Origin of the sequence: Flavobacterium sp. CF108, assembly GCF_900129795.1 — a bacterium.
In the GTDB taxonomy this organism is placed as follows: Bacteria; Bacteroidota; Bacteroidia; order Flavobacteriales; family Flavobacteriaceae; genus Flavobacterium.
The window spans coordinates 325644-350786 of record NZ_FQWW01000003.1 but is presented as its reverse complement, the minus strand read 5'-3'; the positions used below and the strand labels follow the sequence as shown (position 1 = coordinate 350786).

Annotated in this window: 26 protein-coding genes; 15 read left to right on the top strand and 11 right to left on the bottom strand. The window is 33.0% G+C overall.

From position 1 onward, the window contains the following. The first annotated feature begins 45 nt into the window (after positions 1-45). From BUE10_RS10240 to BUE10_RS10215, 6 genes are all read left to right on the top strand, one after another. Positions 46-531, top strand: a complete 486-nt coding sequence (locus BUE10_RS10240) for a MarR family winged helix-turn-helix transcriptional regulator (RefSeq protein WP_073484785.1) — start codon at positions 46-48, stop codon at positions 529-531. Continuing rightward, positions 531-2972 (top strand): 3-hydroxyacyl-CoA dehydrogenase/enoyl-CoA hydratase family protein, encoded by a 2442-nt coding sequence (locus BUE10_RS10235; RefSeq protein ID WP_369826604.1) that lies wholly within the window; start codon positions 531-533, stop codon positions 2970-2972. The genes BUE10_RS10240 and BUE10_RS10235 overlap by 1 nt, the downstream gene beginning before the upstream one ends. Before the next feature lie 92 nt (positions 2973-3064). Continuing rightward, positions 3065-4246, top strand: coding sequence for a thiolase family protein (locus BUE10_RS10230; protein ID WP_073484783.1), 1182 nt, complete (start codon positions 3065-3067; stop codon positions 4244-4246). A 42-nt stretch (positions 4247-4288) separates the two neighbouring features. After that, positions 4289-4639 (top strand): four helix bundle protein, encoded by a 351-nt coding sequence (locus tag BUE10_RS10225; protein ID WP_053471784.1) that lies wholly within the window; start codon positions 4289-4291, stop codon positions 4637-4639. A 56-nt stretch (positions 4640-4695) separates the two neighbouring features. Then, positions 4696-6501 (top strand): acyl-CoA dehydrogenase family protein, encoded by a 1806-nt coding sequence (locus BUE10_RS10220; protein ID WP_073484781.1) that lies wholly within the window; start codon positions 4696-4698, stop codon positions 6499-6501. A 586-nt stretch (positions 6502-7087) separates the two neighbouring features. Further along, on the top strand, positions 7088-8182 hold the full coding sequence (locus BUE10_RS10215; RefSeq protein ID WP_073484779.1) for a glycoside hydrolase family 18 protein: 1095 nt from the start codon (positions 7088-7090) through the stop codon (positions 8180-8182). Positions 8183-8252: 70 nt separating this feature from the next. Here BUE10_RS10215 and BUE10_RS10210 read toward each other — a convergent pair whose 3' ends face one another. From BUE10_RS10210 to BUE10_RS10200, 3 genes are all read right to left on the bottom strand, one after another. Then, positions 8253-8738 carry a hypothetical protein gene (locus BUE10_RS10210; protein ID WP_073484777.1) on the bottom strand — a complete coding sequence of 162 codons (486 nt, stop codon included), beginning with the start codon at positions 8736-8738 and terminating at the stop codon, positions 8253-8255. A gap of 108 nt (positions 8739-8846) precedes the next feature. Beyond that, the gene (locus BUE10_RS10205; RefSeq protein WP_073484775.1) at positions 8847-9368 is read right to left on the bottom strand and encodes a DUF4251 domain-containing protein; all 522 of its coding nucleotides are present in this window, start codon (positions 9366-9368) and stop codon (positions 8847-8849) included. 29 nt (positions 9369-9397) lie between these two features. Next, entirely contained in the window at positions 9398-9826 is a 429-nt protein-coding gene (locus BUE10_RS10200; RefSeq protein WP_073484773.1) for an META domain-containing protein, read from the bottom strand. A gap of 214 nt (positions 9827-10040) precedes the next feature. Between BUE10_RS10200 and BUE10_RS10195 the strand changes: the two genes are divergently transcribed. Further along, positions 10041-10568 (top strand): superoxide dismutase family protein, encoded by a 528-nt coding sequence (locus BUE10_RS10195; RefSeq protein ID WP_073484772.1) that lies wholly within the window; start codon positions 10041-10043, stop codon positions 10566-10568. 118 nt (positions 10569-10686) lie between these two features. After that, positions 10687-11889, top strand: a complete 1203-nt coding sequence (locus BUE10_RS10190) for an LETM1-related biofilm-associated protein (RefSeq protein ID WP_073484770.1) — start codon at positions 10687-10689, stop codon at positions 11887-11889. Positions 11890-11920: 31 nt separating this feature from the next. On the opposite strand, the gene can is transcribed toward BUE10_RS10190, so the two are convergent. The 4 genes from can to BUE10_RS10170 all read right to left on the bottom strand — a co-directional run bounded on the left by can (position 11921) and on the right by BUE10_RS10170 (position 15298). After that, positions 11921-12559 (bottom strand): carbonate dehydratase, encoded by a 639-nt coding sequence (gene can / locus BUE10_RS10185; protein WP_073484768.1) that lies wholly within the window; start codon positions 12557-12559, stop codon positions 11921-11923. A 120-nt stretch (positions 12560-12679) separates the two neighbouring features. Next, complete coding sequence (locus BUE10_RS10180; protein WP_073484766.1) at positions 12680-14326, bottom strand: SulP family inorganic anion transporter; 1647 nt, start codon at positions 14324-14326, stop codon at positions 12680-12682. Between the two features lie 80 nt (positions 14327-14406). Continuing rightward, entirely contained in the window at positions 14407-14685 is a 279-nt protein-coding gene (locus BUE10_RS10175) for a hypothetical protein (protein ID WP_073484764.1), read from the bottom strand. Positions 14686-14818: 133 nt separating this feature from the next. After that, positions 14819-15298, bottom strand: coding sequence for a Dps family protein (locus tag BUE10_RS10170; RefSeq protein WP_073484763.1), 480 nt, complete (start codon positions 15296-15298; stop codon positions 14819-14821). A 110-nt stretch (positions 15299-15408) separates the two neighbouring features. On the opposite strand from BUE10_RS10170, the gene BUE10_RS10165 reads away from it, so the two are divergent. Further along, positions 15409-16356, top strand: coding sequence for a LysR substrate-binding domain-containing protein (locus BUE10_RS10165; RefSeq protein ID WP_073484761.1), 948 nt, complete (start codon positions 15409-15411; stop codon positions 16354-16356). 29 nt (positions 16357-16385) lie between these two features. On the opposite strand, the gene BUE10_RS24235 is transcribed toward BUE10_RS10165, so the two are convergent. Continuing rightward, positions 16386-16583: a hypothetical protein gene (locus BUE10_RS24235; protein ID WP_053471796.1), complete on the bottom strand. Its 198-nt coding sequence runs from the start codon at positions 16581-16583 to the stop codon at positions 16386-16388. A gap of 166 nt (positions 16584-16749) precedes the next feature. Continuing rightward, entirely contained in the window at positions 16750-17415 is a 666-nt protein-coding gene (gene mnmD, locus BUE10_RS10155) for a tRNA (5-methylaminomethyl-2-thiouridine)(34)-methyltransferase MnmC2 (RefSeq protein WP_073485264.1), read from the bottom strand. A 311-nt stretch (positions 17416-17726) separates the two neighbouring features. Between mnmD and BUE10_RS10150 the strand changes: the two genes are divergently transcribed. After that, positions 17727-18797, top strand: a complete 1071-nt coding sequence (locus BUE10_RS10150) for a branched-chain amino acid aminotransferase (RefSeq protein WP_073484759.1) — start codon at positions 17727-17729, stop codon at positions 18795-18797. Positions 18798-18856: 59 nt separating this feature from the next. On the opposite strand, the gene BUE10_RS10145 is transcribed toward BUE10_RS10150, so the two are convergent. Beyond that, on the bottom strand, positions 18857-19237 hold the full coding sequence (locus BUE10_RS10145; RefSeq protein WP_053471798.1) for a pyrophosphohydrolase domain-containing protein: 381 nt from the start codon (positions 19235-19237) through the stop codon (positions 18857-18859). 342 nt (positions 19238-19579) lie between these two features. On the opposite strand from BUE10_RS10145, the gene BUE10_RS10135 reads away from it, so the two are divergent. From BUE10_RS10135 to BUE10_RS10120, 4 genes are all read left to right on the top strand, one after another. Continuing rightward, entirely contained in the window at positions 19580-20797 is a 1218-nt protein-coding gene (locus BUE10_RS10135) for an SRPBCC family protein (RefSeq protein WP_073484755.1), read from the top strand. 75 nt (positions 20798-20872) lie between these two features. Next, entirely contained in the window at positions 20873-21415 is a 543-nt protein-coding gene (locus BUE10_RS10130) for an RNA polymerase sigma factor (RefSeq protein WP_073484753.1), read from the top strand. Positions 21416-21448: 33 nt separating this feature from the next. Further along, the gene (locus BUE10_RS10125; protein WP_073484752.1) at positions 21449-21862 is read left to right on the top strand and encodes a hypothetical protein; all 414 of its coding nucleotides are present in this window, start codon (positions 21449-21451) and stop codon (positions 21860-21862) included. Between the two features lie 18 nt (positions 21863-21880). Next, positions 21881-22336 carry a sensor of ECF-type sigma factor gene (locus BUE10_RS10120; RefSeq protein ID WP_073484750.1) on the top strand — a complete coding sequence of 152 codons (456 nt, stop codon included), beginning with the start codon at positions 21881-21883 and terminating at the stop codon, positions 22334-22336. A gap of 74 nt (positions 22337-22410) precedes the next feature. On the opposite strand, the gene BUE10_RS10115 is transcribed toward BUE10_RS10120, so the two are convergent. Then, complete coding sequence (locus tag BUE10_RS10115; protein ID WP_073484749.1) at positions 22411-23472, bottom strand: WD40/YVTN/BNR-like repeat-containing protein; 1062 nt, start codon at positions 23470-23472, stop codon at positions 22411-22413. A 237-nt stretch (positions 23473-23709) separates the two neighbouring features. Here BUE10_RS10115 and BUE10_RS10110 point away from each other — a divergent pair, with 237 nt between their 5' ends. Then, positions 23710-25023, top strand: a complete 1314-nt coding sequence (locus tag BUE10_RS10110) for a hypothetical protein (RefSeq protein WP_073484747.1) — start codon at positions 23710-23712, stop codon at positions 25021-25023. Positions 25024-25143 lie beyond the last annotated feature (120 nt).

The following is a 25143-nucleotide window of genomic DNA, read 5'->3' as shown; positions in this document are numbered from 1 at the left end:
ATGCATAGTATTTTTTAATTATATTTGAAATCGATATAGTTACCTATGAAAGACAAAACAATAGATTATATTTTGAGAGCTACATGGCAGGCTGTTTCAAGAATGTATAATGAAGAGGCTGCAAAGTACGATGCTACCATGGCAACAGGATTTGCTCTTTTAAGTATGGATAAGGAAGAAGGAACTCCATCAACCGCTTTAGGCCCAAGAATGGGTATGGAAGCAACCAGCTTAACGAGAACACTTAAATCTATGGAAGAAAAAGGTTTAATTGTTCGCAAAAAGAACCCAAGTGACGGCCGGGGCGTCTTAATCTACCTGACCGAATTTGGAAAAGAAAAAAGAGATTTATCTAAAAATACAGTTCTGAAATTTAATGAAACCGTGAGAAAACATGTATCAGACGAAAAACTGAAACATTTTATCGAAGTTTCTGAAATCATAAACGAATTAATTCAGGATAAAAATATTTTCAATCACACGAACGCCAGCGAACTGGCGAAGCAAACAGAAAACTCAGAAAATGAATAATCTTTTTTAAGAGAAATTCAAATTCTACCCAAAAAACAAATTTTACAAATATGAAACGCACAATTAAAAAAGTTGCTGTAATTGGATCCGGAATTATGGGTTCAGGTATAGCTTGTCATTTTGCCAACATTGGTGTTGAAGTTTTACTTCTTGACATCGTACCTCGCGAACTGACTGAAGCTGAAGCTAAAAAAGGATTAACACTTGAAAGTAAAGCCGTTCGCAACCGTGTGGTAAACGAACATTTGGCGAATTCATTAAAATCAAAACCTTCTCCTATTTACAGCCAAAAATTCGCAAGCAGAATCACAACTGGAAATACGACTGATGATATGGCAAAAATTGCCAATGTTGACTGGATTATCGAGGTTGTTGTAGAGCGTTTAGACATTAAGAAATTAGTTTTTGAACAAATCGAAAAATTCCGTAAACCGGGAACTTTAGTTACTTCTAACACTTCTGGTATTCCAATTCATTTTATGAGCGAAGGAAGAAGCGAAGATTTTCAACAACACTTCTGCGGAACACACTTTTTTAACCCTGCGCGTTACTTAAAATTATTTGAAATTATTCCTGGTCCAAAAACTTCAACTGAAGTATTGGATTTCTTAAACGAATACGGATCTAAATTCTTAGGAAAAACTTCGGTTGTTGCTAAAGATACTCCGGCGTTTATTGGAAACAGAATTGGTATTTACGGAATCCAAAGTTTATTCCATCTAGTGAAAGAAATGGGATTAACGATTGAAGAAGTTGATAAATTGACTGGTCCAGTAATTGGTCGTCCAAAATCGGCTACTTTCCGTACAGTTGACGTTGTTGGTTTAGATACTTTGGTACACGTTGCCAACGGTATTTACGAGAACTGCCCGAACGACGAACAACACGAATTGTTCAAACTTCCTGATTTCATCAACAAAATGATGGAGAATAATTGGTTAGGAAGCAAAACTGGACAAGGTTTTTATAAAAAAGTAGATAAAGATATTCTTTCTTTAGACTTAGATACATTAGAATACCGCGCTGCAAAAAAAGCAAATTTTGCTACGCTTGAACTAACAAAAACTATTGATAAACCAATCAATCGTTTTAAAGTATTAGTAAAAGGAACTGACAAAGCGGGAGAATTCTACCGTAAGAGTTTCGCTGGAATGTTTGCTTATGTATCAAACAGAATTCCTGAAATCTCAGACGAATTATACAAAATTGATGATGCCATGAAAGCTGGTTTTGGATGGGAAAATGGTCCATTCGAAATCTGGGATGCGATTGGTGTTGCCAAAGGAATTGAAATCATGAAAGCAGAAGGTCTTGAGCCTGCTGCATGGATTACTGAAATGTTAGCTTCTGGAAGCGAAAGTTTCTACTCTGTAAAAGAAGGAGCGACTTATTTCTATAACATTCCAACAAAATTACAAGTTAAAGTTCCTGGACAAGATTCATTCATTATTCTAAACAACATTCGCGAAAGCAAAAAAGTTTGGAGCAACAGCGGTGCAATCATTCAGGATTTAGGAGACGGAATCTTAAACTTAGAATTCCAATCTAAAATGAATACTATTGGTGGTGACGTTCTACAAGCCATCAATAAAGCAATTGACTTATCTGAAAAAGAATATCAAGGTTTAGTTATTGGTAACCAAGCAGCGAATTTCTCTGTTGGTGCTAATATCGGAATGATTTTCATGATGGCTGTTGAGCAGGAATACGACGAATTGAACATGGCAATTAAATTGTTTCAGGACACTATGATGCGCGTTCGTTACTCTTCTATTCCAGTCGTAGTAGCACCTCACGGAATGACTTTTGGTGGTGGATGCGAAATGAGCTTACATGCTGATAAAGTAGTTGCTGCTGCTGAAACATACATGGGATTAGTTGAATTTGGTGTTGGAGTTATCCCTGGTGGTGGAGGTTCTAAAGAAATGACTTTAAGAGCATCTGATTTATTCCGCAAAAACGATGTGGAGTTGAACGTTCTTCAAGAGTATTTCTTAACAATCGCAATGGCAAAAGTTTCGACTTCTGGTTATGAGGCTTTTGATACAGGACTTCTGCAGCATGGAAAAGATGTTATTGTAGTAAACAAAGATCGTCAGATTGCTGAAGCTAAAAAACATGCTTTATTATTAGCTGAAACTGGATATACACAGCCTATTAGAAGAAACGATATTAAAGTTTTAGGAAAACAAGCTCTAGGTATGTTCTTAGTTGGAACAGATCAAATGCAGGCTGGAAAATACATTTCTGAACACGACAAGAAAATCGCTAACAAACTGGCTTACGTAATGGCTGGTGGTGATTTATCTGAAGCAACTTTAGTATCTGAACAATATTTATTAGATATTGAACGTGAAGCTTTCTTGAGTTTATGTACAGAAAGAAAAACTCTGGAGCGTATTCAATATATGTTAACTAAAGGAAAACCACTTAGAAATTAGAAAATAGAACAAAGAGAATAGAATATAGATTTAAGACTTTGTAAAGTCTATCTTCTATACTCTATCTTCTATACTCTTAAAAAACAAAACAAATGAAAACAGCATATATAGTAAAAGCATATAGAACAGCAGTTGGAAAAGCTCCAAAAGGTGTTTTTAGATTTAAAAGACCTGATGAATTAGCTGCAGAAACCATTCAGTTTATGATGGATGAGTTGCCTGATTTTGATAAAAAACGTATCGACGACGTTATGGTAGGAAATGCCATGCCGGAAGCTGAACAAGGACTTAACGTTGGACGTTTGATCTCTCTTATGGGATTAAAAGTAGAAGATGTTCCTGGAGTTACCGTAAACCGTTACTGTGCTTCTGGACTAGAAACTATCGGAATGGCGACTGCTAAAATCCAATCAGGAATGGCAGATTGTATTATTGCAGGTGGTGCAGAAAGTATGAGTTTTATTCCGATGGGAGGTTACAAACCAACTCCGGATTATAAAGTTGCGGCTGCAGGTCACGAAGATTATTACTGGGGAATGGGTTTAACTGCTGAAGCGGTTGCAAACCAATATAAAGTCTCTAGAGAAGATCAGGATGAGTTTGCTTACAACTCTCACATGAAAGCATTGAAAGCGCAAGCAGAAGGAAAATTTGACAAACAAATCGTTCCAATTACTGTTGAGCAGACTTTCATCAATGAAAATGGTAAAAAAGAAACTAAATCATACGTTGTAAACAAAGACGAAGGTCCAAGAGCAGGAACTTCTAAAGAAGCTTTAGCAGGTTTAAGACCAGTTTTTGCTGCTGACGGAAGTGTAACTGCGGGGAACTCATCTCAAATGAGCGACGGTGCAGCTTTTGTTTTAATCATGAGTGAGGACATGGTTAAAGAATTAAATCTTGAGCCAATTGCAAGACTTGTAAACTTTGCCTCTTCTGGTGTTGAGCCAAGAATCATGGGTATTGGTCCTGTAAAAGCAATTCCAAAAGCGTTGAAACAAGCGGGATTAACTTTGAATGATATCGAATTAATTGAATTAAACGAGGCTTTTGCTTCACAAGCTTTAGCAGTAACTCGCGAGTTAAACATTAACCCAGAAATCGTAAACGTAAACGGTGGAGCAATTTCTTTAGGACACCCACTAGGATGTACAGGAGCTAAACTTTCTGTTCAGTTATTTGATGAGATGAAACGAAGAGGTAACAAATACGGAATCGTTTCGATGTGTGTAGGAACTGGACAAGGTTCTGCAGGGATTTACGAGGTATTGTAAAGAAGAAAATAGAATATAGAGAATAGAATATAGATTTTTAGAATGCGACATAATTATAAGAACTTGAAGATTTGGCAGATTGGAATCTCAATTGCTAATGAAATTTCAGATTTATTAGTAGAGTTTCCAAAACATGAAAGATATGATCTAAGTTCTCAAATAAGCAGATGTTCTGTTTCGATGCCTAGTAATATTGCCGAAGGTTCTTCAAGAACTGATAAATCTTTCAGCCATTTTTTAGACATTTCTCTAGGTTCGTCATTTGAACTAATTACGCAATTATTGATTGCGACACATAGAAAATATATAAACGAAAAACAATTTAACCAATTAGAAATTAAAATAGAAGAATTTCAAAGAATGACAATGGGTTTTCAAAACGGATTAAAGTAAGTCCAGTCAAAATCTATTTTCTATATTCTATTTTCTTTTCTCTAAAAAAATAAAAAATGGCAGATACAATCGAAAAAAACGTGACTCGTGGTGGTCAGTTTTTAGTTAAAGAAACAAAGAGCGAAGATATCTTTACACCAGAAGATTTTTCTGAAGAGCAGTTAATGATGCGTGACTCTGTAAAAGAGTTCGTAGACAAAGAATTATGGGCACATAAAGATCGTTTTGAGAAAAAAGATTACGCTTATACAGAATCTTCTATGCGTAAAGCTGGTGAACTTGGACTTTTAGGAGTTGCAGTTCCGGAAGAATACGGCGGATTAGGAATGGGATTTGTTTCTACAATGTTAGTTTGCGACTATATTTCTGGAGCAACAGGTTCATTCTCAACTGCTTTTGGTGCGCATACAGGAATTGGAACTATGCCAATTACACTTTATGGTACTGAAGAACAAAAGAAAAAATACGTTCCGAAATTAGCTTCTGGAGAATGGTTTGGAGCTTATTGCTTAACAGAACCGGGCGCAGGATCTGATGCTAACTCAGGAAAAACTAAAGCTGTTTTATCTGAAGACGGAACGCATTATTTAATTACAGGACAAAAAATGTGGATTTCGAATGCAGGTTTCTGCAGCGTTTTCATCGTTTTTGCCCGTATTGGTGATGATAAAAACATTACAGGTTTCATCGTAGAAAACGATCCTTCAAACGGAATTTCTATGAATGAAGAAGAGCATAAATTAGGAATCCGTGCTTCTTCTACTCGTCAGGTTTTCTTCAACGATACAAAAGTTCCGGTTGAAAACATGTTGTCTGAAAGAGGAAACGGTTTCAAAATCGCAATGAATGCTTTAAATGTTGGCCGTATTAAATTAGCTGCTGCTTGTTTAGATGCTCAAAGAAGAGTTACTTCTGGAGCTGTAAAATATGCTAACGAAAGAATTCAGTTCAATACTTCTATTTCAACTTTTGGAGCTATCCGTTCTAAATTAGCTGAAATGGCAACTAGCGCTTATGCTGGAGAAAGTGCTTCTTACCGTGCTGCAAAAGACATTGAAGACAGAATCGCTGCTCGTGAAGCTGAAGGAACAAGTCATCAAGAAGCGGAATTGAAAGGTGTTGAAGAATATGCTATCGAGTGTTCTATCTTGAAAGTAGCCGTTTCTGAAGACGTTCAAAACTGTTCTGACGAAGGTATTCAGGTTTTTGGCGGGATGGGATTCTCTGAAGATACTCCAATGGAGAGTGCCTGGAGAGATGCTCGTATCGCTAGAATTTACGAAGGAACAAACGAAATCAACAGAATGCTTTCTGTAGGTATGTTGATCAAAAAAGCAATGAAAGGTCACGTTGATTTACTTGGACCAGCAATGAAAGTTCAGGAAGAATTAATGGGAATTCCTTCTTTTGATACTCCGGATTTCTCTGAATTATTTGCAGAAGAAAAAACAATCGTGGCTAACCTGAAAAAAGTTTTCTTAATGGTTGCCGGAAGTGCTGTTCAAAAATATGGTCCGGATTTAGATTCTCACCAACAATTATTGATGGCTGCTGCTGATATCTTAATAGAAATCTACATGGCAGAAAGTACTATTCTTAGAACTGAGAAATTAGCTAAGAGAGAAGGTGAAGATAAAGTAAAAGAGCAAATCGCTATGGCAAAATTATACTTGTACAAAGCGGTAGATATCGTAAACTTGAGAGGAAAAGAAGGAATCGCTTCTTTCTCTGAAGGTGACGAACAACGTATGATGTTAATGGGATTAAAACGTTTTACAAAATACACTAACCTGCCAAATGTTGTGGCATTAAGAGAAACAATTGCCTCTAAATTAGTTGCAGAAAATTCATACTGCTTCTAATTCAAAAATAGTTTTTAGCTTTTAATTTGTTTAAACCCGCACAAGTCCGAAACTGTGCGGGTTTATTTTTTTTTGTTTTGAACCATATAAGTTATATAAGTTCATTTAAAAAGATTTTTTGCTGTAGAGACGCACAGCAGTGCGTCTAACTATGGTTTTTTTTTAAGTTTTGCCACAGATTGCAGGATTTTCACAGATTTTTTTAATCATTTTAATCCTCTAATCTGTGGCATTTTTTTCTGTAGAGACGCACAGCAGTGCGTCTACTATGTTTTTTTTATGTTTTGCCACAGATTACAGGATTTTCACAGATTTTTTAATCATTTTAATCCTGTAATCTGTGGCATTTTTTTGTAGAGACGCACAGCAGTGCGTCTACGCCATGTTAGACGCACTGCTGTGCGTCTCTACGGAATATTGGAACGGAATAAAATTAAGTTCAACCTAAAATGAACTTATATCACTTATATGGTTTTAATCAATTTCACAAATCTTTATTAAAATTGAGGTTATGTTACAGGATTGATAGTAAAATTTAAATTCTAATGTTTTATATTTAGCGTTCTAAAACTTCAAAAAACATAAAATGAAACAAATTAGCCTAATTGCCCTTTTATTTATCTGCCTTTTATCCACAAACATTTTTGCGCAGAAGAATAAGAAATTAGATATCATCGCTTATTATACTGGTGATTCTAAACTAATTGACGAATACGAAGTCAATAAACTAGATCAAATTATATTTAGTTTTTGTCATTTAAAAGATGGAAAACTAAGTGTTGATTCTCCTAAAGATTCTATTACCATAAAGCATTTAGTTTCTCTAAAAGCTAAAAATCCACAATTAAAAATCGTTTTATCTCTTGGCGGATGGGGCGGCTGCGAACCATGTTCTGATGCATTTTCTACTGCTGATGGGCGTTTGAAATTCGCAAAATCAGTAAAAGAAGTCAGCGATTATTTTAAAGTGGACGGTTTAGATTTAGATTGGGAATATCCAGCTATCGAAGGACTTCCTGGACATTTATACCAAGCTGCCGACAAACCTAACTTTACAGAATTGATCAAAATATTACGTTCTACTTTAGGTAAAAAATACGAGTTGAGTTTTGCTGCCGGTGGTTTTCAAAAATATTTAGATGAATCTATTGACTGGAAAGCGGTTGCACCACTAGTTAATCGTATCAACATTATGAGTTATGATTTAGTAAATGGATATTCTAAAGTTACAGGACATCATACACCATTGTACAGCACAAATCCAAAAGAAGAATCTACAGACAGAGCGGTTGAGTTTTTGTTAAAAGCTGGAGTTCCATCTGAAAAATTAGTAATCGGAGGCGCATTTTATACCAGACAATGGAAAAATGTAGAAAATATCAATAACGGATTGTATCAGGCAGGAGAGCATTTTCAAGGTGCTGACTTTAAAAACTATGCCACAACTTATACAGAAGCAAACGGCTGGAAATATTTCTGGGATGATAAAGCAAAAGCTCCATACTGGTATAATGAAGGAACTAAAACTTTTGCAACTTCGGATAATATTAAATCTATTAAAGCAAAAACAGAATATGTAAAGTCTAAAAAATTAGGCGGAATCATGTTTTGGGAATTGACTTTAGATAGTTTCCGTGACGGAATGGTTAATGCCATTTATGAAGTTAAAACGACTAAATAAGTTTCATTAATACAAATAAAAAACGGCAGTTATTTTTTTAAGTAACTGCCGTTTTTTTATAAAGATGTTTTTATTGGATTTTTGATTTGTCTAATTCTCCAATAAACGGAATTGATTCTAAAATCTCTGCTCTAATTATCGTCTGCAAATAAACTTCTAACTGAATAAATTTAGCCGCATTTATGGCTCCAATTGCTTTTTTTGCTTTGCTGTACGTTTTACAATATAGTTTCTCGTAAGCAATATGATTTTTTAAAGTTCCTTTTGCTAATTCATCTGCTTTTGCATCTGTAAGAGTTGCATAATTAGCAGCATAATCATTTATCAGTTGAAATTTACTTTGTCCCAAAGCTTTACGCTGTGTTTCATAATCATCATAAACCTTTGTAAAAGCTGCTGATTGTGTATCAGATAAATTCATATACTGCTTTACTAAATCGGCTTTAGATTTTCCGTAAACACTTTGTAAAACATCTACATCTTCTTTAAATGAAGATTGTGCATAAGACGAAAACGCGGCAATTGCCATAATAAAAATAAGACTTAATTTTTTCATAGGTTTGATTTTTAATGTGTTTCTAAAAATTATGCGTTCTAAAATATATTTGATTCTTAAAATTAAATTGATTTAAAAAATGGGAGTTTAATTATAAAAAAGCAGCTTTTAATTTTTCGTTTCTTCTGTTCTTGGTGCGCTTATTTCTCCATCATAAGAAATTGGACCTCTATTATTACTGGTGACAGAAAGTGAAGCACCTCCATCAAAAAAAATAGTAAATATTAAATCATAAACATCATCTCTGCCTCTAACCGTGGCTCTCACACTATAATTTTTTGATTTCTTGCCTATTTTTATATTTTCTGGTGTTCCTTCAAATTTAATTCCGCCGTCACTTCCGTAACCCACATTATATCCACGGCCAAAAAAAGGAAGATCACAGGTTGTTTTTTCAGCATTAAACTTCAAAAAATAAGTATTATAATCTAAAATAATAAGCCGTCCGCCTTGTGGTGTGACTTTTTGAGCTTCAAAAACAAAATTTTTAGAATCGATTAAAGCTTCAGTATCTTTTTGCTTTTGTAATTCTTTTTCGACTTTTAGTTCTTTTTTGCTTTTTTGCTGTGCAAATACAGAAAAACTCAAAAAGCCAAACAATACTAATAAAAGGTATAATTTAATTTTCATCTCACATCGTGTTAAGTAAAACTATTTGTTTACTTTTTAGTAAATCGCATCATTGCAATATCTCCTGAAATTAAATTCAGCGTTTTCCCATCATCTGTAATATCATACGATGTAATTTTTTGCAGCGTACTCATATAGGTTTGTTCACCTTGCTGTCCGTCCACACACATCATTTTAGTAACCGCCATTGGCTGCGTAAAATCAATTTTATTGTCGTTTACAACCAATTTTCCTGTATAGGAATTACAACTATTGTTTCCAGAAACCTGATTATCTTTTGTATTAAAAGTTATAGTCGATTTTTTATTCGAATACAAACCATCAAAAGTAATTCGTGGTCCGGTAATATAATTGAGTTCCCAGGTTCCGTCGAGTTTTGCAGCCGAATCTGTTTTTTGACACTTGCAGGAAAATAAAAACGAAGTAATAAAAACGAGGATAAAAATCTTTTTCATCATAACATTAAGTATTAAATATGAACGAATTAGATAAATTTAGTTTCAGAAATTTTTCGTTAAAACTATTACGAATTTAAACAATATTTTTCGTTTTTGTGCTCAATCGATCTTAAATTACGACGTATAGTTTGACTTTTTTTTAACTTTTAGAGTCAAATTATTCCGTTATTTTATGTTAAATTTACTTAATCTTTAATTTAAAATGCCCGTATATATGAAAAAACTGATCGTATCATTCGCTATAATTACAGCTTTAATCGTTGGCTGTAAGACCAATACAAAATCAAATGATGCCAAAACTTTGACTGTAGCATTAGAACCAAAAAGCAGTAGTAATGTAAGCGGAACTGCTACTTTTACGGAGAAAGATGGTAAAGTAACTTTTACTGCAAAAGTTTCTGGTTTACAGCCTGGAGTTCATGCTATACATATTCACGAAAAAGCAGATTGTACTGCTGCCGACGGAAGTTCTGCTGGCGGACACTGGAATCCAACTTTTAAAAAACACGGAAAATGGGGCGTTGGAGAATATCATAAAGGTGATATTGGAAACTTTACCGCTGATGAAAAAGGTAACGGAACTATTACATTAACTACAGACGAATGGTGCGTAGGCTGTGGCGATGCAACTAAAGATGTGTTAGGAAAAGGATTAATTGTACATCAGGGAACAGATGATTTTACAACTCAGCCAACCGGAAATGCCGGCGGAAGAGTTGCCTGTGCCGGGATAATTAAGTAATAAAAAATAATAAAACGCTAATAACCACTATATTTCACAAAAATCTAGTGGTTATTTTATTTTTAATTCACTCTAAAACAAGAAAAAGATATAGCTTTGCAGCAATAAATTTAATTCAATGATTAACCCATCAGCACACGGCTGGATCGATAAGTTTTTTAGTGAGCAGAAGTTTTCAGAAGCAATTCCTTTTGAAACTACAGATTCCTTTTACTATAAAGTTAGAGAAACTGGTTTTATCTATGGTCATATTATTGCAATTGATTCTCAAATTCCAATTCCGATAAAAGGCTGGTTTAAAACCGAAATTTCTAAAATTGCCTTATTAAATACACTTTATCATGTTTTTTGTTTAGAAAAAAGAAATTCTGAACCGAATAACTTTATTACCGAAGTTTTAAAATTCTATAAACAGATGAATCCGGAAGGGTTTAATTTGTTTAAGATTCTGCTTCCAAAAGACACTCCTTCTCATTCATTAGAAAGTATAATTGACGAAAGAGTGCAGACAAATGACAGTATCATTAGCAAAAATTTTTCGCATTTAGTAACTAATGCGCTTTTGTTTATTGATGTTTTGGCCTTTAGACAATATTTAGAACATGGAGAAATTCCTGAAAAATATCTAAAAAGAATTGAAGAAACGGTTCTTGGAATCGTAGGTTTAGCTTTAAAAACAAAAACAATCAAATCGCAGCACGACGATTTGCTAATTAAACTTTTTGAGGCTTCTATACGTTATTCCAAATTTTCGAAAGTTACCGTAGAGACTTTAGATACCTTACAATTAGATTATTTCAACAATACTCTAGAGCATTATTATTTAATTGACATGGCGGGAATGGCGTTGTGGAGCGATGGCGTTGTCGAAAATGAAGAATCGTATTTCTTGTATTCTCTAGGCTCAATGATGGGCGTTTCTGATGATTTTGTAAAAGCAAGTATCGACACCACTCATGATTTTATTACCACCCATAAAAAGAAGATTCCATACTTTAATTATTCAAATCCGGTTAAACATTTCTATGATCAGATGACGCACAGTGTTGTAAAACTGATTATAAGAAACAAAAACAGATTAATTAAGGAAATTGTTCAGAGTAAAGAATTAATGGTTCTATTAGCTTATTCTACAACAAGGGATTTAGATGCGAAAGAAAAGAAAAAAGTAAAAAAACAGCTTTTAGATATTTGTAAAACGATTCCGTCCCTGACTATATTTTTACTTCCGGGCGGAAGTTTATTACTGCCGATTTTAATCAAGTTTATCCCAACGATGTTACCATCTGCGTTTAATGAAAACCTAGACGAAAACGAATAAAAAAATCGCCCTTTTGAGGCGATTTTTATTTTTATAGATTAGTAAGCTGGTAAACTTCATCTAACTCATCATTTGAACTGATGTTTACATTTAAATCGGTTACAAAACCAGAATTTAATCCATAAACCCAGCCGTGAAGCATTAAGTCCTGACCGTTTTTCCAAGCTCCTTGTACAATAGAAGTTTTTGCTAAGTTGTAAACCTGCTCTTTTGCATTGATTTCTACAAAAGCATTAAAACGTTCTGTTTCATCTTCAATAGAATTCAAATATTTATCGTGTAAACGGTATTCATCTTTAATGTGACGAATCCAGTTATCGATAATTCCAACAGATAAATTACCCATAGCCGCTTTTACACCACCACATCCGTAATGTCCGCAAACAATAACGTGTTTTACTTTTAAAACGTTTACTGCATAATCCAGTACGCTTAACATATTCATATCTGAGTGAACAACCATATTAGCAATGTTTCTGTGTACAAAAACTTCACCTGGTTTTGCTCCAATAATTTCATTTGCAGGAACACGGCTGTCAGAACATCCAATCCACAATAGTGGCGGAGATTGTCCTTTTGCTAAATCAGCAAAATAATTAGGGTCTTTTGCTAATGAATCTTCGACCCATTTTTTATTGTTTTCAAGTATCTGCTTATAAAACTCTCTCATTTTTTTAGTTTTTTTTATAGAATTGTCAATGCTTAAGCATATCAAAAAGACTTTTTTGTAAAGTTATTTAAATTTTGATATTTCTCAAGCCTGATCAATATCTTTATTTATATAATTTGTTTAAAATTTTTCTTTTTGTTCTTTCTTAACCAATGCTCGTTTTGCAACATCATAATAATGTTCAATCGAAACGTGATTGTTGTTATCAGGAGTGTTTTCTAATTCGTATGCCTCTTTAAAACCTTTTAGTTTTACTTTGATATTTTCATCAATGGCACGGGTTTCTTTAAACTCGCGAATTAAATCTAATACATCATGCGCAATATATTCTGTATCGTGCGCATTAATAATTACTTTACAATTCTCTGGAATTTCATTCAACGTTTGTTTGATCGCGGCTTTATTTAAAAAAGAAACTTCCTGAGCTAAATCAATATGAATGACATCGCCGTCTTCATACTCTTCTTTTTTGAAGATGTAAGCTCTTTTTAAATTTCCTCTCAAAACAAAAATGATACTAATGATAATTCCTAAAGCAACTCCCTTAAGCAAATCTGTCGCAACGACAAAGACCAAAGTTGCAATAAAAGGGACAAACTGGTATTTCCCCTTTTCCCAGAAATGCATAAAGGTTGCTGGTTTTGCTAATTTATATCCAACCAAGATTAAAACCGTAGCTAAAGTTGCCAAAGGAATTTTATTTAAAATTGCCGGAATAGACAATACACTTATTAATAAAAGCACACCATGAATGATGGCCGACATTTTAGATTTTGCACCTGCGTTATTATTTGCAGAAGATCTTACCACAACAGAAGTCATTGGTAATCCGCCCAAAAGTGAACTTACCATATTACCTATACCCTGCGCCCTAAGCTCAACATTGGTATCCGTATAACGTTTTTGAACATCCATTCTGTCTGAAGCCTCAATACACAAAAGTGTTTCAATAGAAGCAACAATGGCAATTGTAATACCCACAACCCAAACCTGCGGATTTGTAATCGCTGCAAAATTTGGTGTAATTATAATTGATTTAAAATCATCAAAAGACTTTGGAACTGGCAAAGAAACCAAATGTTCTTTTGCAATTGCCAATGAGCTTCCTGTTGATATAAAAAATTCATTTAATAATACGCCCAGGATAACGGCTACAAGCGCACCCGGAACTAATTTTAATCTCTTTAAAAATGGAACTTTATCCCAAGAAATTAATATTACAAGTGAAATCAATGAAATCACAACGGCTCCTAATTGAATATGATTTAAGAGATCAAAAAGAAATGAAAATGAATTGCTTCCATCATTTTGAATAAAAGCCTGATCGCCTTCAAAATCAGCATCGTAACCAAATGCATGCGGAATTTGTTTCAGAATAATGATAATTCCGATACCTGCAAGCATTCCTTCAATTACGTTTGTTGGAAAATAATTTGATATACTTCCCGCTTTTAAAAATCCTAATGCCAATTGAATTAGTCCTGCAATAAACACAGACAGTAAAAACACATCAAAGGCACCAAAATCAGTAATAGCAGTTAAAATAATTGCTGTTAAACCAGCCGCAGGGCCAGAAACGCTAATATGTGACTGGCTTAAATAACCTACCACAAGACCACCAATAACACCCGCAATAATTCCAGAAAATAACGGCGCTCCAGAAGCCATTGCAATACCTAAACACAATGGAAGAGCCACCAAAAAAACCACTAAACCTGATGCAAAATCAGACTTAAGGTTGGCAAAAAGATTGATTTTTTTTGTCATAATACAATACTAAAAATTAATACATTAGAACCATGCTGCATTTGTCGTAAATACAGTTGTTCTTCAAATAATCGGAAGTATTATGCCAAGTTGGGTGGTGGAGCAAATATGCTCGGAGAAATATTATCTAGTTTTACAATGTTTTCAGAAACTATCGTTTTCTTTTGAATGTAAACAGGAAGCGGTGCTTCATGCTCTAAAATTACAGGATGCACTACAGATTTTAGTTCTTTATGCACTTCTTCTTCAGAAAAATTAAAAGATACGCACGAATTCCCTTTCTTAATCGCCTGAACAATTGTTGGGGTCGATAAGAAGGCAATAAATATGAATAATAATATGCGTGCTAATATTTTCATTGGGGCAAAAATAGCGTTAAACAAATAAAATCAAAGCGACTGGCTAAAAATTTTATACAATTTTAACAAAAAGATAAAAGCAGAAGGATCAAAAATGACCAATCTGCTTTTTAAGATATTCATAAACAATAAATTATAGCGATTCGTCTAGCCATGCATTCATCATCCAAATTGTTTTTTCCTGCTCTGCTATGAAGTCACTCATCATTGAATTTGTACCTTCATCATTAATTTCACCAGATTTATTCAGGATTTCTCTTTCAATTTTTAATAAATCAGATAATGAATTTACAATTAACTGAACTGCTTTTTCATCGTTTGAGATATTTTTCCCAACAGTTAATTTATTGTTGTTAATATAATCTTCAAAAGTATGCAATGGAGTTCCGCCAATTGTCAAAACCCTTTCTGCAATCATATCTATTTTTAATTGTGAATCTGTATATAGTTCTTCAAATTTTACATGTAAATCGAAGAAACGTTTTCCACGAATATTCCAATGAATTCCTCTTAAATTTTGATAGTATACCTGAAAATTTGATAATAAAACATTTAATTCTTTCACTAACAATTCTGACTCTTTTACAGGTAATCCTAAAATATTTGTTTTCATAATCTTCCTTTTTTATAACTAAGTTTACTACAAATTTAAATTATCTTCATTAAAAAAATTATAAAAAAAAATTATATTTACTTATTTTTGTATCAAAAATTACTATCAAAATGACGATAACTCAATTACAATATGTGTTAGCAGTTGCAGAGCATAAAAACTTTACTCTTGCGGCCGAAAAATGTTTCGTAACACAACCCACATTAAGTATGCAGATTCAAAAAATTGAAGAAGAACTTAATATTTTAATTTTTGACAGAAGTAAAAAACCTATCCAGCTTACAGATATTGGACAAAAGATTGTAAATCAGGCCAAAAATATTGTAAACGAAGCAGATCGCATTAAAGATATTGTCGAACAGCAAAAAGGTTTTATAGGCGGAGAATTTCGTTTAGGAATTATTCCAACGATTATGCCAACGCTTTTACCAATGTTTTTAAATAATTTCATTAAGAAATATCCAAAGGTTAAGCTTTTAATTGAAGAGCTCAATACAGATGAAATTATTGTAAAACTAAAAAATGGTCATCTTGATGCTGCAATTGCGGCAACTCCGCTTGAAGATGAAAAGATCAAAGAAATCGTTTTATACTTTGAGCCATTTGTAGCTTATATTCCGGAGCATCACCACAGTTTTCAAAAAGAAGAAATCGAAGTGGCTGATTTAAACATTAATGAGATTTTACTTTTACAGGACGGACATTGTTTTAGAGACGGGATTTTAAATTTATGCAAAAACGGCACTGATGTCGAGCAAAATAATTTTCAGATTCAAAGCGGAAGTTTTGAAACTTTAATAAAATTAGCCGACGAAGGTTTAGGCACAACATTACTTCCGTACTTGCACACCTTAGACTTAAAAGAATCCGACAAACTGAAACTACGAAACTTTAAGGAACCAAAACCTGCCCGAGAGGTAAGTTTAATTTACCCAAAGAGCGAATTAAAAATGCAAATCATTGACGCAATTCGATCTACAATTGCCGGCGTTGTAAAAGGCGCAATTGTTTTTCAGAATGTTCAAATCATTAGTCCGCTGCAAAAAAAGCAAGCATAAAAAAAGGAGCCAATTTGGCTCCTTTTCTTTTATACTTTAATTAGTAGTAGACTTTGTTTTAATTCTGGTTTTTCAATAATAAAATTTAATAACCATTCTTGCAATTGTTCCATTTCGTATGGTAACAGTGTTTTGATAGCTTTTTCTAACTCTCTGCAGAAAAGTACCGGGTCGAAACTTACTCTCTCAAGTATTGATTTCGTGTAATCAAACATCATTTTTGACATAATAAAATAAGATTTTTGGGGGTTATCTATATTTTTAAACTCGCACCAAATGTAAACATTAATCACATATAAAGTTTCATTTTAACTTATTTTTTTAAAAACTTTAGCAACGAATACGTTTTCTTAGTACAGATAAATCAATATAGAACCATTCTAAACAACTAAATTACACCTTTTTAAAGGCTCTAAACATTTCTCGTTTTCCCGGCGGGCCTGCCAATTTTTCGACTGTAAATCCAACAGAAATCATGCTTCTTTTAACAACTCCGCGGGCTGCATAAGTTACAAGGACTCCATTAGGCTTTAAACTATTGTACATTTTCTGAAAAATTTCAGTACTCCAAAGCTCCGGCTGCACGCGATATCCGAAGGCATCAAAGTAAATCAAATCAAAAATTTCAAAATCGTTTATTTCATCAAAAAATTGTTTCCTTTTAGTTAACGAGAATTTGCTGCTAATTTCGTTTTTCTCATTCCATTCCGTTTTATGCATTTTCTCGAAAATGTTCTCAAATTCCAATGCCTCAAGTTCGGCAACATAGTTCATTCCTAGAATTTCTTCGGCATTTACAGGATACGCCTCTACTCCAACATAATCTATTTGCTGTTGCTTATGTTCTGATTCTAAAAAAGTTATAAAAGCATTCAAACCAGTTCCAAATCCAATTTCAAGAATAGAAACCGGATTACTATCAAATAAGGCCAAACCATTTTTTATAAATACATGTTTTGCTTCTTGTATGGCACCGTGTTTTGAATGGTAACTTTCGTTCCATTCTTCTAAATGAATTGTGGTTGAACCATCTAGCGTTTTAATTATTTCTCTTTTCACAATTTTCGAATTTTGCAATGGATAATTATTGATTTATAATCCATTTTCTAAGTCAAATTTACTCAAAACAAATGCGTAAAGCCTTAAAAAATGATAGTTTTTTCATAAATTCCTTATAAAACTCTGCAAAAATTTTAGGTTTATTATAAGATAAATAAATCTCAGTTAAACACAGGAATTAATGCAGTTTTACCAAGTAAATTATATATTTTTCCGTAATTTTGCATTTAAGAAAACCTATTCTTCATCAGATCATTACGTTATATTTTCATCTGTTAAGAATACAAATTAGATAAAAACTTTACATAATTATGAGTACAACTCAAACAAGCAAAATTGAAATCAGAAAAGCTACTTCGTCTAAGATAAGTTCTGTAGACTTTGAAAACTTAAGCTTTGGTGCTGTATTTACAGACCATTTATTTGAATGTGATTACAAAAACGGACAATGGCAGGCTCCGGTCATTAAGCCTTATGCACCGATTTTAATGGATCCTTCTTCAAAAGTCTTTCATTATGGACAAGCGATTTTTGAAGGAATGAAAGCTTATAAAGATGAAAATAATGATGTTTGGTTGTTTAGACCTGATGAAAACTACAAACGTTTCAATAATTCTGCTGTACGTATGGCTATGCCTGAAGTTCCGGAAGATGTATTTTTAGAAGGTTTAAATGAATTATTAAAAATTGACCAGGAATGGATTCAAAGAGGAAACGGTGCAAGTATGTACATTCGTCCTTTTATGATTGCTACTGGTCCTGGGGTTATTGCAAATCCATCTGACGAATATAAATTCATGATTTTACTTTCTCCTGCAAAATCTTATTATGGCGGCGAAGTAAAAGTAATTATTGCTGAACATTACAGTAGAGCTGCAAATGGTGGAATTGGTGCTGCAAAAGCTGCCGGAAACTATGCAGCGCAGTTTTACCCTACTAACTTGGCAAACAAAGAAGGTTTCCAACAAGTTATTTGGACAGATGATGCAACGCATACAAAACTGGAAGAAGCTGGAACAATGAACGTTTTCTTCAGAATCAACGATACTTTATTAACGGCTCCAACAAGCGAAAGAATTTTAGATGGTATTACCAGAAAAAGTTTAATTGCAATGGCTGAAAAAGAAGGATTAAATGTTGAAGTTCGTCCGGTAATTGTTTCTGAATTAGTTGAAGCTGCTAAAAACGGATCTTTAAAAGAAATCTTCGGAGCCGGAACTGCTGCAGTTATCAGCGTAATTAAAGGGTTCTCATATAAAGGTGAATATTTTGAAATGACACCAATCGAGAATTCTTACGCTTCTTTCTTAAAAGAAAAACTAACAAGTCTTCAAAATAAACTTTCTGAAGATACTTATGGATGGACAGTTAAAGTTCAATAATTCAAAATAAGTTCACAATACAAACCCGACAGGTTTTAAAAACCTGTCGGGTTTTCTATTTATAGTAATTTCGAAAAATCAGGTTTAAAGTAATTTGGGCCTTTCATTACTTTTCCATCTTCACGATAAATTGGTTTTCCATCTTCTCCAAGTTTACTCATATTACTGCGTTGGATTTCATCAAAAACAGCTTCGATTTTATCCTGCAGACCATGTTCAATAATAGTTCCGCATAAAATATACATCATATCTCCAAGAGCATCAGCAATTTCGACTAAGTCATTATTTTGTACCGCTTCAAGATATTCTTCGTTTTCTTCTTTCATTAAATTATAACGAAGCAGTTTTTTAGTTTCTCCCAAATCAGCAATTGGAGTCTGGCTGTGACCTATTTTAAAAGCAGTATGAAATTCAGTAACTGCGTCTAGTTGTTTTTTCATGTTTTTATTCTATTAAATGAGTCGGCAAATTAGCAACAAATCGTATACAATTCTCTAAATTTGTCAAAAATTATTTTTAAGTATGTTTAGTCAAGGACAATTAATATTCGGACTCTGTTTTTTTATTGCATTTGTAATCGTAATGATTTTCGCTTACCGCAAAGATCTTGCACTTCACAAAATTTTTTACAAAGGAAATTATAAAGTATTACTTGTATTTCTTCTTTTTATTGCCCTTTTATTTGTCATCAAAATCTTTTTAAAGAGATAATACAATCTATTATTTTTAGTTATTAGTTTAGACTCCAAGAAAATTTATAACTTTACGAAAAACCTGCACCAATGAAGATTCTAAAATATTTATTTCTTTTACTTTTATTAAGTTTAGTTGCTCTTACCGTTTTTGTCGCTACCCAAAAAGGGATTTTTTCTGTTGAAAGAAGCAAAGTAATCAATTCGCCTAAAGCAACTGTATATAATTATGTAAATGACTTTAGAAACTACGAAGATTTTGAATCTTGGGCAGTTGAAGATCCGTCTTTAAAATTTACTTTCCCAAATAAAACTTCCGGAAACGGAGGTTCATTTTCTTGGTCTAGCGAAGAAGAAACTGGAAATGCCATTACATTAAAAACAAAAGACGGTGAAAGTATCGAGCAAAAAATGAAATACGACGGCACCGAAGCTGATGTAACATGGACTTTTAAAGATACTCTTGCAGGAAAAACAAAAGTGACCTGGAAAGCAAAAGGAACAATGAGCTTTTTGTTTAAAATATATGCAGCATTAAATGGCGGTTCAGATAAAGTTATTGGAACTATTTATGAAAAAAGTCTTGTAAACATTGACAAAAATCTTGATTACGAAACCAAAACTTACGCTGTAAAAGTGGATGGAGTAGTTAAAAAAATGGAGACACCATATATCAAACAGACATTTACAAGCGAGATTTCTAAGATTAATAAAAATGCCAGAATTGTAATTCCGAAACTGATTCATTTTAGTGAAACCAATGATCTAAATGCAAACGGAAAACCTTTTATTATTTATCATACTTATGATATTGCAAAAGGGCTGGCAAAAATCTCCATTTGTTTACCTATTAACAAAGAAATTTCGATTAGTTCAGGAAGTGATATTTTATCAGGAAAATTAAATGCTTTTGATGCTGTTAAAACAACTTTACAAGGGGATTACACTCATACAAATGAAGCAATTACAAAAACAATAACTTACATTAACAATCAAAAAATTATACCTGAATTGGGATGGTCACATCTTGAAATTCTATCGGTAAGCAAATTAGATGTAAAAAGTCCTTCTAAATTAGTTACAGAAATTTATTTCCCAATTAAGCCAAAAGTTGTTCCTGCTTCTGTTACAACACCAGTTTACACTTCTGGAACTGACACTGGAATTGAAGTTGACGCTGAAACTGGAACGCCAACAACACCAAAACCAGCAGTTCAAAAACCTGCTGTGCAAAAACCAGTTACACCAAAACCTGCAGCACCCGCAACAACAACTCCTGCAAAAACAGAAGAGGACTCTGAATTTTAATTTTTTTAAGGTTAGATTAAACCTTTTGCTTAAAATTCATTCTAAGTTAATATAAGGATTGATAAAACAAAAAGTTTGATCGACGAAAAGGAATTTATACAACAATTATTAGATCCTAAAACGCAAAACACAGCGTTTCAAAAACTTATATCTGATTATCAAAAACCTCTGTATTCTCATATTCGAAACATTGTTTTGAATCATGATGATGCAGACGATGTTTTGCAGAATACTTTCGTAAAGGTATTTCAGTATTTAAAAAACTTTAAAGGAGAAAGTAAACTCTTTTCCTGGATGTATCGAATTGCGACAAACGAAGCTTTGACTTTTTTAAATCAGAAAGCAAAATTAAAAGGTATAACTTCTGAAGATTTACAAAATAAAACGATCGACAATCTAAAATCAGATGTATATTTTGATGGAGATGAAATCCAAATCAAACTTCAAAAAGCAATCGTTACACTGCCCGAAAAGCAGCAGCTGGTTTTTAAGATGAAATATTTTCAAGAATTAAAATACGAAGAAATCGCAGAAATTCTTAGCACATCCGTTGGTGCATTAAAAGCATCATATCATCATGCGGTGAAAAAAATTGAATTATATGTTACAACAAATTAAACCTTTTATAGCAAATCTTATCTTACAGACATTATGAAAGAATTTAAATTAGAAAACGAACCGAAAGTAAAATCAGGATTTAAAACTCCAGATCATTATTTTGATACCCTTTCGGCAAAAGTTTTAGAAGAGATTAATGAAAGAGAAGTAAAAGTAATTCCTCTTTATAAACGCAAAAAAGTTATTTCGATAGCTGCGGCGGCGGCAGTTTTTATTGCCTTTTTGATTCCAACTGCAAATCACTATTATAAAGCATCAAAAGAGCTTGACGAAGCAACATTAGAAACATATCTTACTTATCAATCAAACTTAAATCAATACGATTTAATTAAAGAGTTGGACACTAAAGACATTGACAAATTAAATAAAAATGTAGCCCTTGAAGAAGAGACTTTAGAGGATATTTTGGCTACAAATCCTAATATCGAAAATTTAATTTCTGAATAAAAACAAAATTATACAAATATGAAAATCAAAAATATATTAGCATTACTTCTGTTTTTAGTTACTTTTTCATTTTATGCTCAAAATGAAAAAACAGATGATAAACGTGAAAAAGTTAAAGCTTTTAAGGTTTCTTTTTTGACTACAGAACTTGAACTTACACCAACAGAAGCAGAGAAATTTTGGCCCATTTACAATGCGTATGATGACAAACAGTATGAATTGCGTCATGATAAAATGAAAACGTATCTGAAAAAATTGGATGATGATAACATAAATTCAATTTCAGAAAAAGAAGCCATTACACTATTGTCTCAAATTGAATGCACCGATAAAGAATTATATCTTTTACGTGAAAAGTTTATGACAAACCTAAAAAAGGTATTACCAGCAAAAAAAATATTAAAGCTTAAAAAATCTGAAGATGATTTTAACCGAAAATTATTAAAACAATATCGGGATAAAGCAGGAAAATAAATTTCCTTGAAGAAACAACAGTGATAAGAACCCTAAATATAATACTTACTTTATTATTTAGGGTTCTTATTTTTTTATTTAAAGTTTAATCGAACTACTTTATTGTATCCGGCTGCAATTGCAGTGTTTCTGTTAACGAAACGAATGGTGAAAAGTTTAGAATCTGTTGATAATTGTGTCCAGTTTTCTCCACCATTTTGAGAATATTGAATTCCTTCAGAACCAACACAAATAATCTCTTTGCCATTTCCACCCGGAACGTATTGTATGCAAGAAGCATATCCAAAGCCCAGATCCTGACCAATTAATTCCCATGTTTTTCCACCATCTTTGGTAAAAGCTTTGTTTCCTGATTTTTTGTTTGGAAGGTCGTAATCACCACCTGCAATAAAACCGTGTTTTGAATCATAGAAATCGGCTGTATAAATACCCGTCATAGCTTTTCCCTGAACAATAGGAGTTTCAACTACTTTCCATGTTTTTGCTTTATCTGGAGAATAAAAAACACGTGCTTTTTTTCCGCCAGAAACCAGCCACGTATCATCCCCTTTTACAACTATATTAGTATTACTTGCGGCAAAAGCTGCTTCGCCGGTTGCATTTGTAGGCAATTTATCAGACAATAATTTTGTCCAGGTTTCCCCTCCGTCACGAGTTACAATTACAGAAAAAGTATCTTCAGTAGGATCTCCAATTGCAATTCCTTCTTTATCATTCCAAAACTGCATACTGTCATAAAAAACCTTTGCATTAACTTCTTTATAAACTAATTTAACTTTATGGTCTTTTTTAGAAACAGAATAAAGCAAAGCCGGATTAGAAACACTTAATAAAAAGATGTTTTTTGAGTTTTGTGCAATACTTCTAAACTCTAATTTTAACGTATCACGATAAATATGTTCTTCAAATTTTTCTTTCTTATCTAAATCGTAATAGCCAAAACGTGAGTTATCTCCTCCATACCAAACTTTATCTTTATCAATTAAGATTGCTCGTATGCTAATTTTATCCTGAAATAATGTATCAATTTTTACTGATATAAAACCACTGCTATAAGCTTTTTTATTGCTGATATTAAGCGTTCTAAAAGACATTAATAAAATAAAAACACCAAAAAATAAAATTAGTTTTTTCATAAAAATTAAGATTTGTTCAATGCTAAAATACAATTATTTCTAACATCTCAAATATGTTTTGTTTATTTTCAGAAAATAATAATTTCCAGTATTTTTTGTTCAATCAAAATTCAAATACAATTCAACAAAAACATAACAAACTACAAACGTGCCGTTTACAAACCAAAAGTATCTAATTTAATTTGTGGCACAGTAATTGGATATCTCCTATCACAAATAATTTAATATGATTTAGTCATGAAAACGAAATTACTTTTAATAGCGGTTGTAGCATTAGTTTTTAGTTCTTGCGGGGCACAAAACCAAACTACTGTTTACGCAAAAAACTCAGATATAAGCGATAATTTAGATTTAAGAGCAGTTGCTTCCATGTTTGGAGAATCTGCTAATCTTCAGGATTTTGAAAGAAGATTAAATGATCCAAAATATCAAATTTCAAACCTTGATTTAAATGGCGACGACGAGGTTGATTATTTACGTGTAATTGAATCTGTAGAAGACAGAACTCACGTTGTAATTATTCAGGCCGTTTTAGATCGCGATGTTTATCAAGATGTAGCTACAATTGATGTTGAAAGAGACAACTACAATAAAGTAAGCGTTCAGGTTGTAGGTAACACATATTTATATGGTGACAACTATATATATGAGCCGGTTTATAGTATAGCTCCAGTAATTTATACTTCATTTTGGGTTACTAATTACAGACCATACTACTCAACTTGGTATTGGGGTTACTACCCTGCTTACTATGCAGCGTGGAGACCTTATCCTGTGTACAGATACAGAAACAATGTAAATGTATGTATCAATGTTCACAACAATTACAATTATGTAACTACAAGAAGAAGTTACAGAGCTCCAGTTCTTTATGAATCAAGACGTACTTACGGTTACGAAAGAATGAGACCAAACTATAGTTTTGCTCAAAGACATGCTAATGTAAGCAACAGATATGATTTAGATCAAAGAAGAGTTGCCAGCAGAGAAGCTAACAGAACTCAAAACAATTACGATTCTAACAGATCAAATACAGGAAGAGTAACTTCTACTGAAAATAGAAATACAAACAGAGATTACAACAGCAGCAACAGAAATAATTCTGATAGAAGTTACAACAGTACGAATCGTGCAACAACTAACAGAGATAATGCCGGGACTGTAAATAATCCTGTAAGAACTGATAATACCCCAAGAACAGAGCCAAGAGGTGATTATAACAGAAACAACCCAACAGCTGCTGCTCCAAGAGGAAACTCAGAAAACAGAAACTATTCTAACAGAACATCTTCACAAACAAATGAGGCGCCTAGAAGTTATTCTGAAAACAGAGCAAGCAGACCAAGCCCAACTCAATCTGCACCTGTTCAAAGAACTGAAGCTCCAAGAAGCTACGAAAACAGATCAAGCTCTCAAAGCAATTCAAATGCTTCAAGACCTCAAAGTGCTCCACAGCGTTCTGAATCACCAAGAGTGAACCAGGAATCTAGAGCCAGCCAGCCTCAAAGAGAAAGCAATTCAAGCTCTAGAGGTGGCGGTAGAAGAGGTTAAGAATATTTCAATTTATATTAAAAATTAAAAGCACAATTTGGGGATTGTGCTTTTTTTTATCTTTTTAATTATAATTGTCGCTAATTTGTTTTAAAACAGTAAATTTGCAACCGTCTTTTA

Coding starts and splice junctions, on each gene's coding strand:
- BUE10_RS10110 (WP_073484747.1), top strand. CDS start 23,710: ATGAAAACGAAATTACTTTTAATAGCGGTTGTAGCATTAGTTTTTAGT.
- BUE10_RS10240 (WP_073484785.1), top strand. CDS start 46: ATGAAAGACAAAACAATAGATTATATTTTGAGAGCTACATGGCAGGCT.
- BUE10_RS10135 (WP_073484755.1), top strand. CDS start 19,580: ATGAAGATTCTAAAATATTTATTTCTTTTACTTTTATTAAGTTTAGTT.
- BUE10_RS10175 (WP_073484764.1), bottom strand. CDS start 14,685: ATGAAAATATTAGCACGCATATTATTATTCATATTTATTGCCTTCTTA.
- BUE10_RS10200 (WP_073484773.1), bottom strand. CDS start 9,826: ATGATGAAAAAGATTTTTATCCTCGTTTTTATTACTTCGTTTTTATTT.
- BUE10_RS10195 (WP_073484772.1), top strand. CDS start 10,041: ATGAAAAAACTGATCGTATCATTCGCTATAATTACAGCTTTAATCGTT.
- BUE10_RS10190 (WP_073484770.1), top strand. CDS start 10,687: ATGATTAACCCATCAGCACACGGCTGGATCGATAAGTTTTTTAGTGAG.
- BUE10_RS10230 (WP_073484783.1), top strand. CDS start 3,065: ATGAAAACAGCATATATAGTAAAAGCATATAGAACAGCAGTTGGAAAA.
- BUE10_RS10225 (WP_053471784.1), top strand. CDS start 4,289: ATGCGACATAATTATAAGAACTTGAAGATTTGGCAGATTGGAATCTCA.
- BUE10_RS10205 (WP_073484775.1), bottom strand. CDS start 9,368: ATGAAAATTAAATTATACCTTTTATTAGTATTGTTTGGCTTTTTGAGT.
- BUE10_RS10150 (WP_073484759.1), top strand. CDS start 17,727: ATGAGTACAACTCAAACAAGCAAAATTGAAATCAGAAAAGCTACTTCG.
- BUE10_RS10180 (WP_073484766.1), bottom strand. CDS start 14,326: ATGACAAAAAAAATCAATCTTTTTGCCAACCTTAAGTCTGATTTTGCA.
- BUE10_RS24235 (WP_053471796.1), bottom strand. CDS start 16,583: ATGTCAAAAATGATGTTTGATTACACGAAATCAATACTTGAGAGAGTA.
- can (WP_073484768.1), bottom strand. CDS start 12,559: ATGAGAGAGTTTTATAAGCAGATACTTGAAAACAATAAAAAATGGGTC.
- BUE10_RS10220 (WP_073484781.1), top strand. CDS start 4,696: ATGGCAGATACAATCGAAAAAAACGTGACTCGTGGTGGTCAGTTTTTA.
- BUE10_RS10165 (WP_073484761.1), top strand. CDS start 15,409: ATGACGATAACTCAATTACAATATGTGTTAGCAGTTGCAGAGCATAAA.
- BUE10_RS10170 (WP_073484763.1), bottom strand. CDS start 15,298: ATGAAAACAAATATTTTAGGATTACCTGTAAAAGAGTCAGAATTGTTA.
- BUE10_RS10115 (WP_073484749.1), bottom strand. CDS start 23,472: ATGAAAAAACTAATTTTATTTTTTGGTGTTTTTATTTTATTAATGTCT.
- BUE10_RS10215 (WP_073484779.1), top strand. CDS start 7,088: ATGAAACAAATTAGCCTAATTGCCCTTTTATTTATCTGCCTTTTATCC.
- BUE10_RS10145 (WP_053471798.1), bottom strand. CDS start 19,237: ATGAAAAAACAACTAGACGCAGTTACTGAATTTCATACTGCTTTTAAA.
- BUE10_RS10125 (WP_073484752.1), top strand. CDS start 21,449: ATGAAAGAATTTAAATTAGAAAACGAACCGAAAGTAAAATCAGGATTT.
- BUE10_RS10120 (WP_073484750.1), top strand. CDS start 21,881: ATGAAAATCAAAAATATATTAGCATTACTTCTGTTTTTAGTTACTTTT.
- BUE10_RS10210 (WP_073484777.1), bottom strand. CDS start 8,738: ATGAAAAAATTAAGTCTTATTTTTATTATGGCAATTGCCGCGTTTTCG.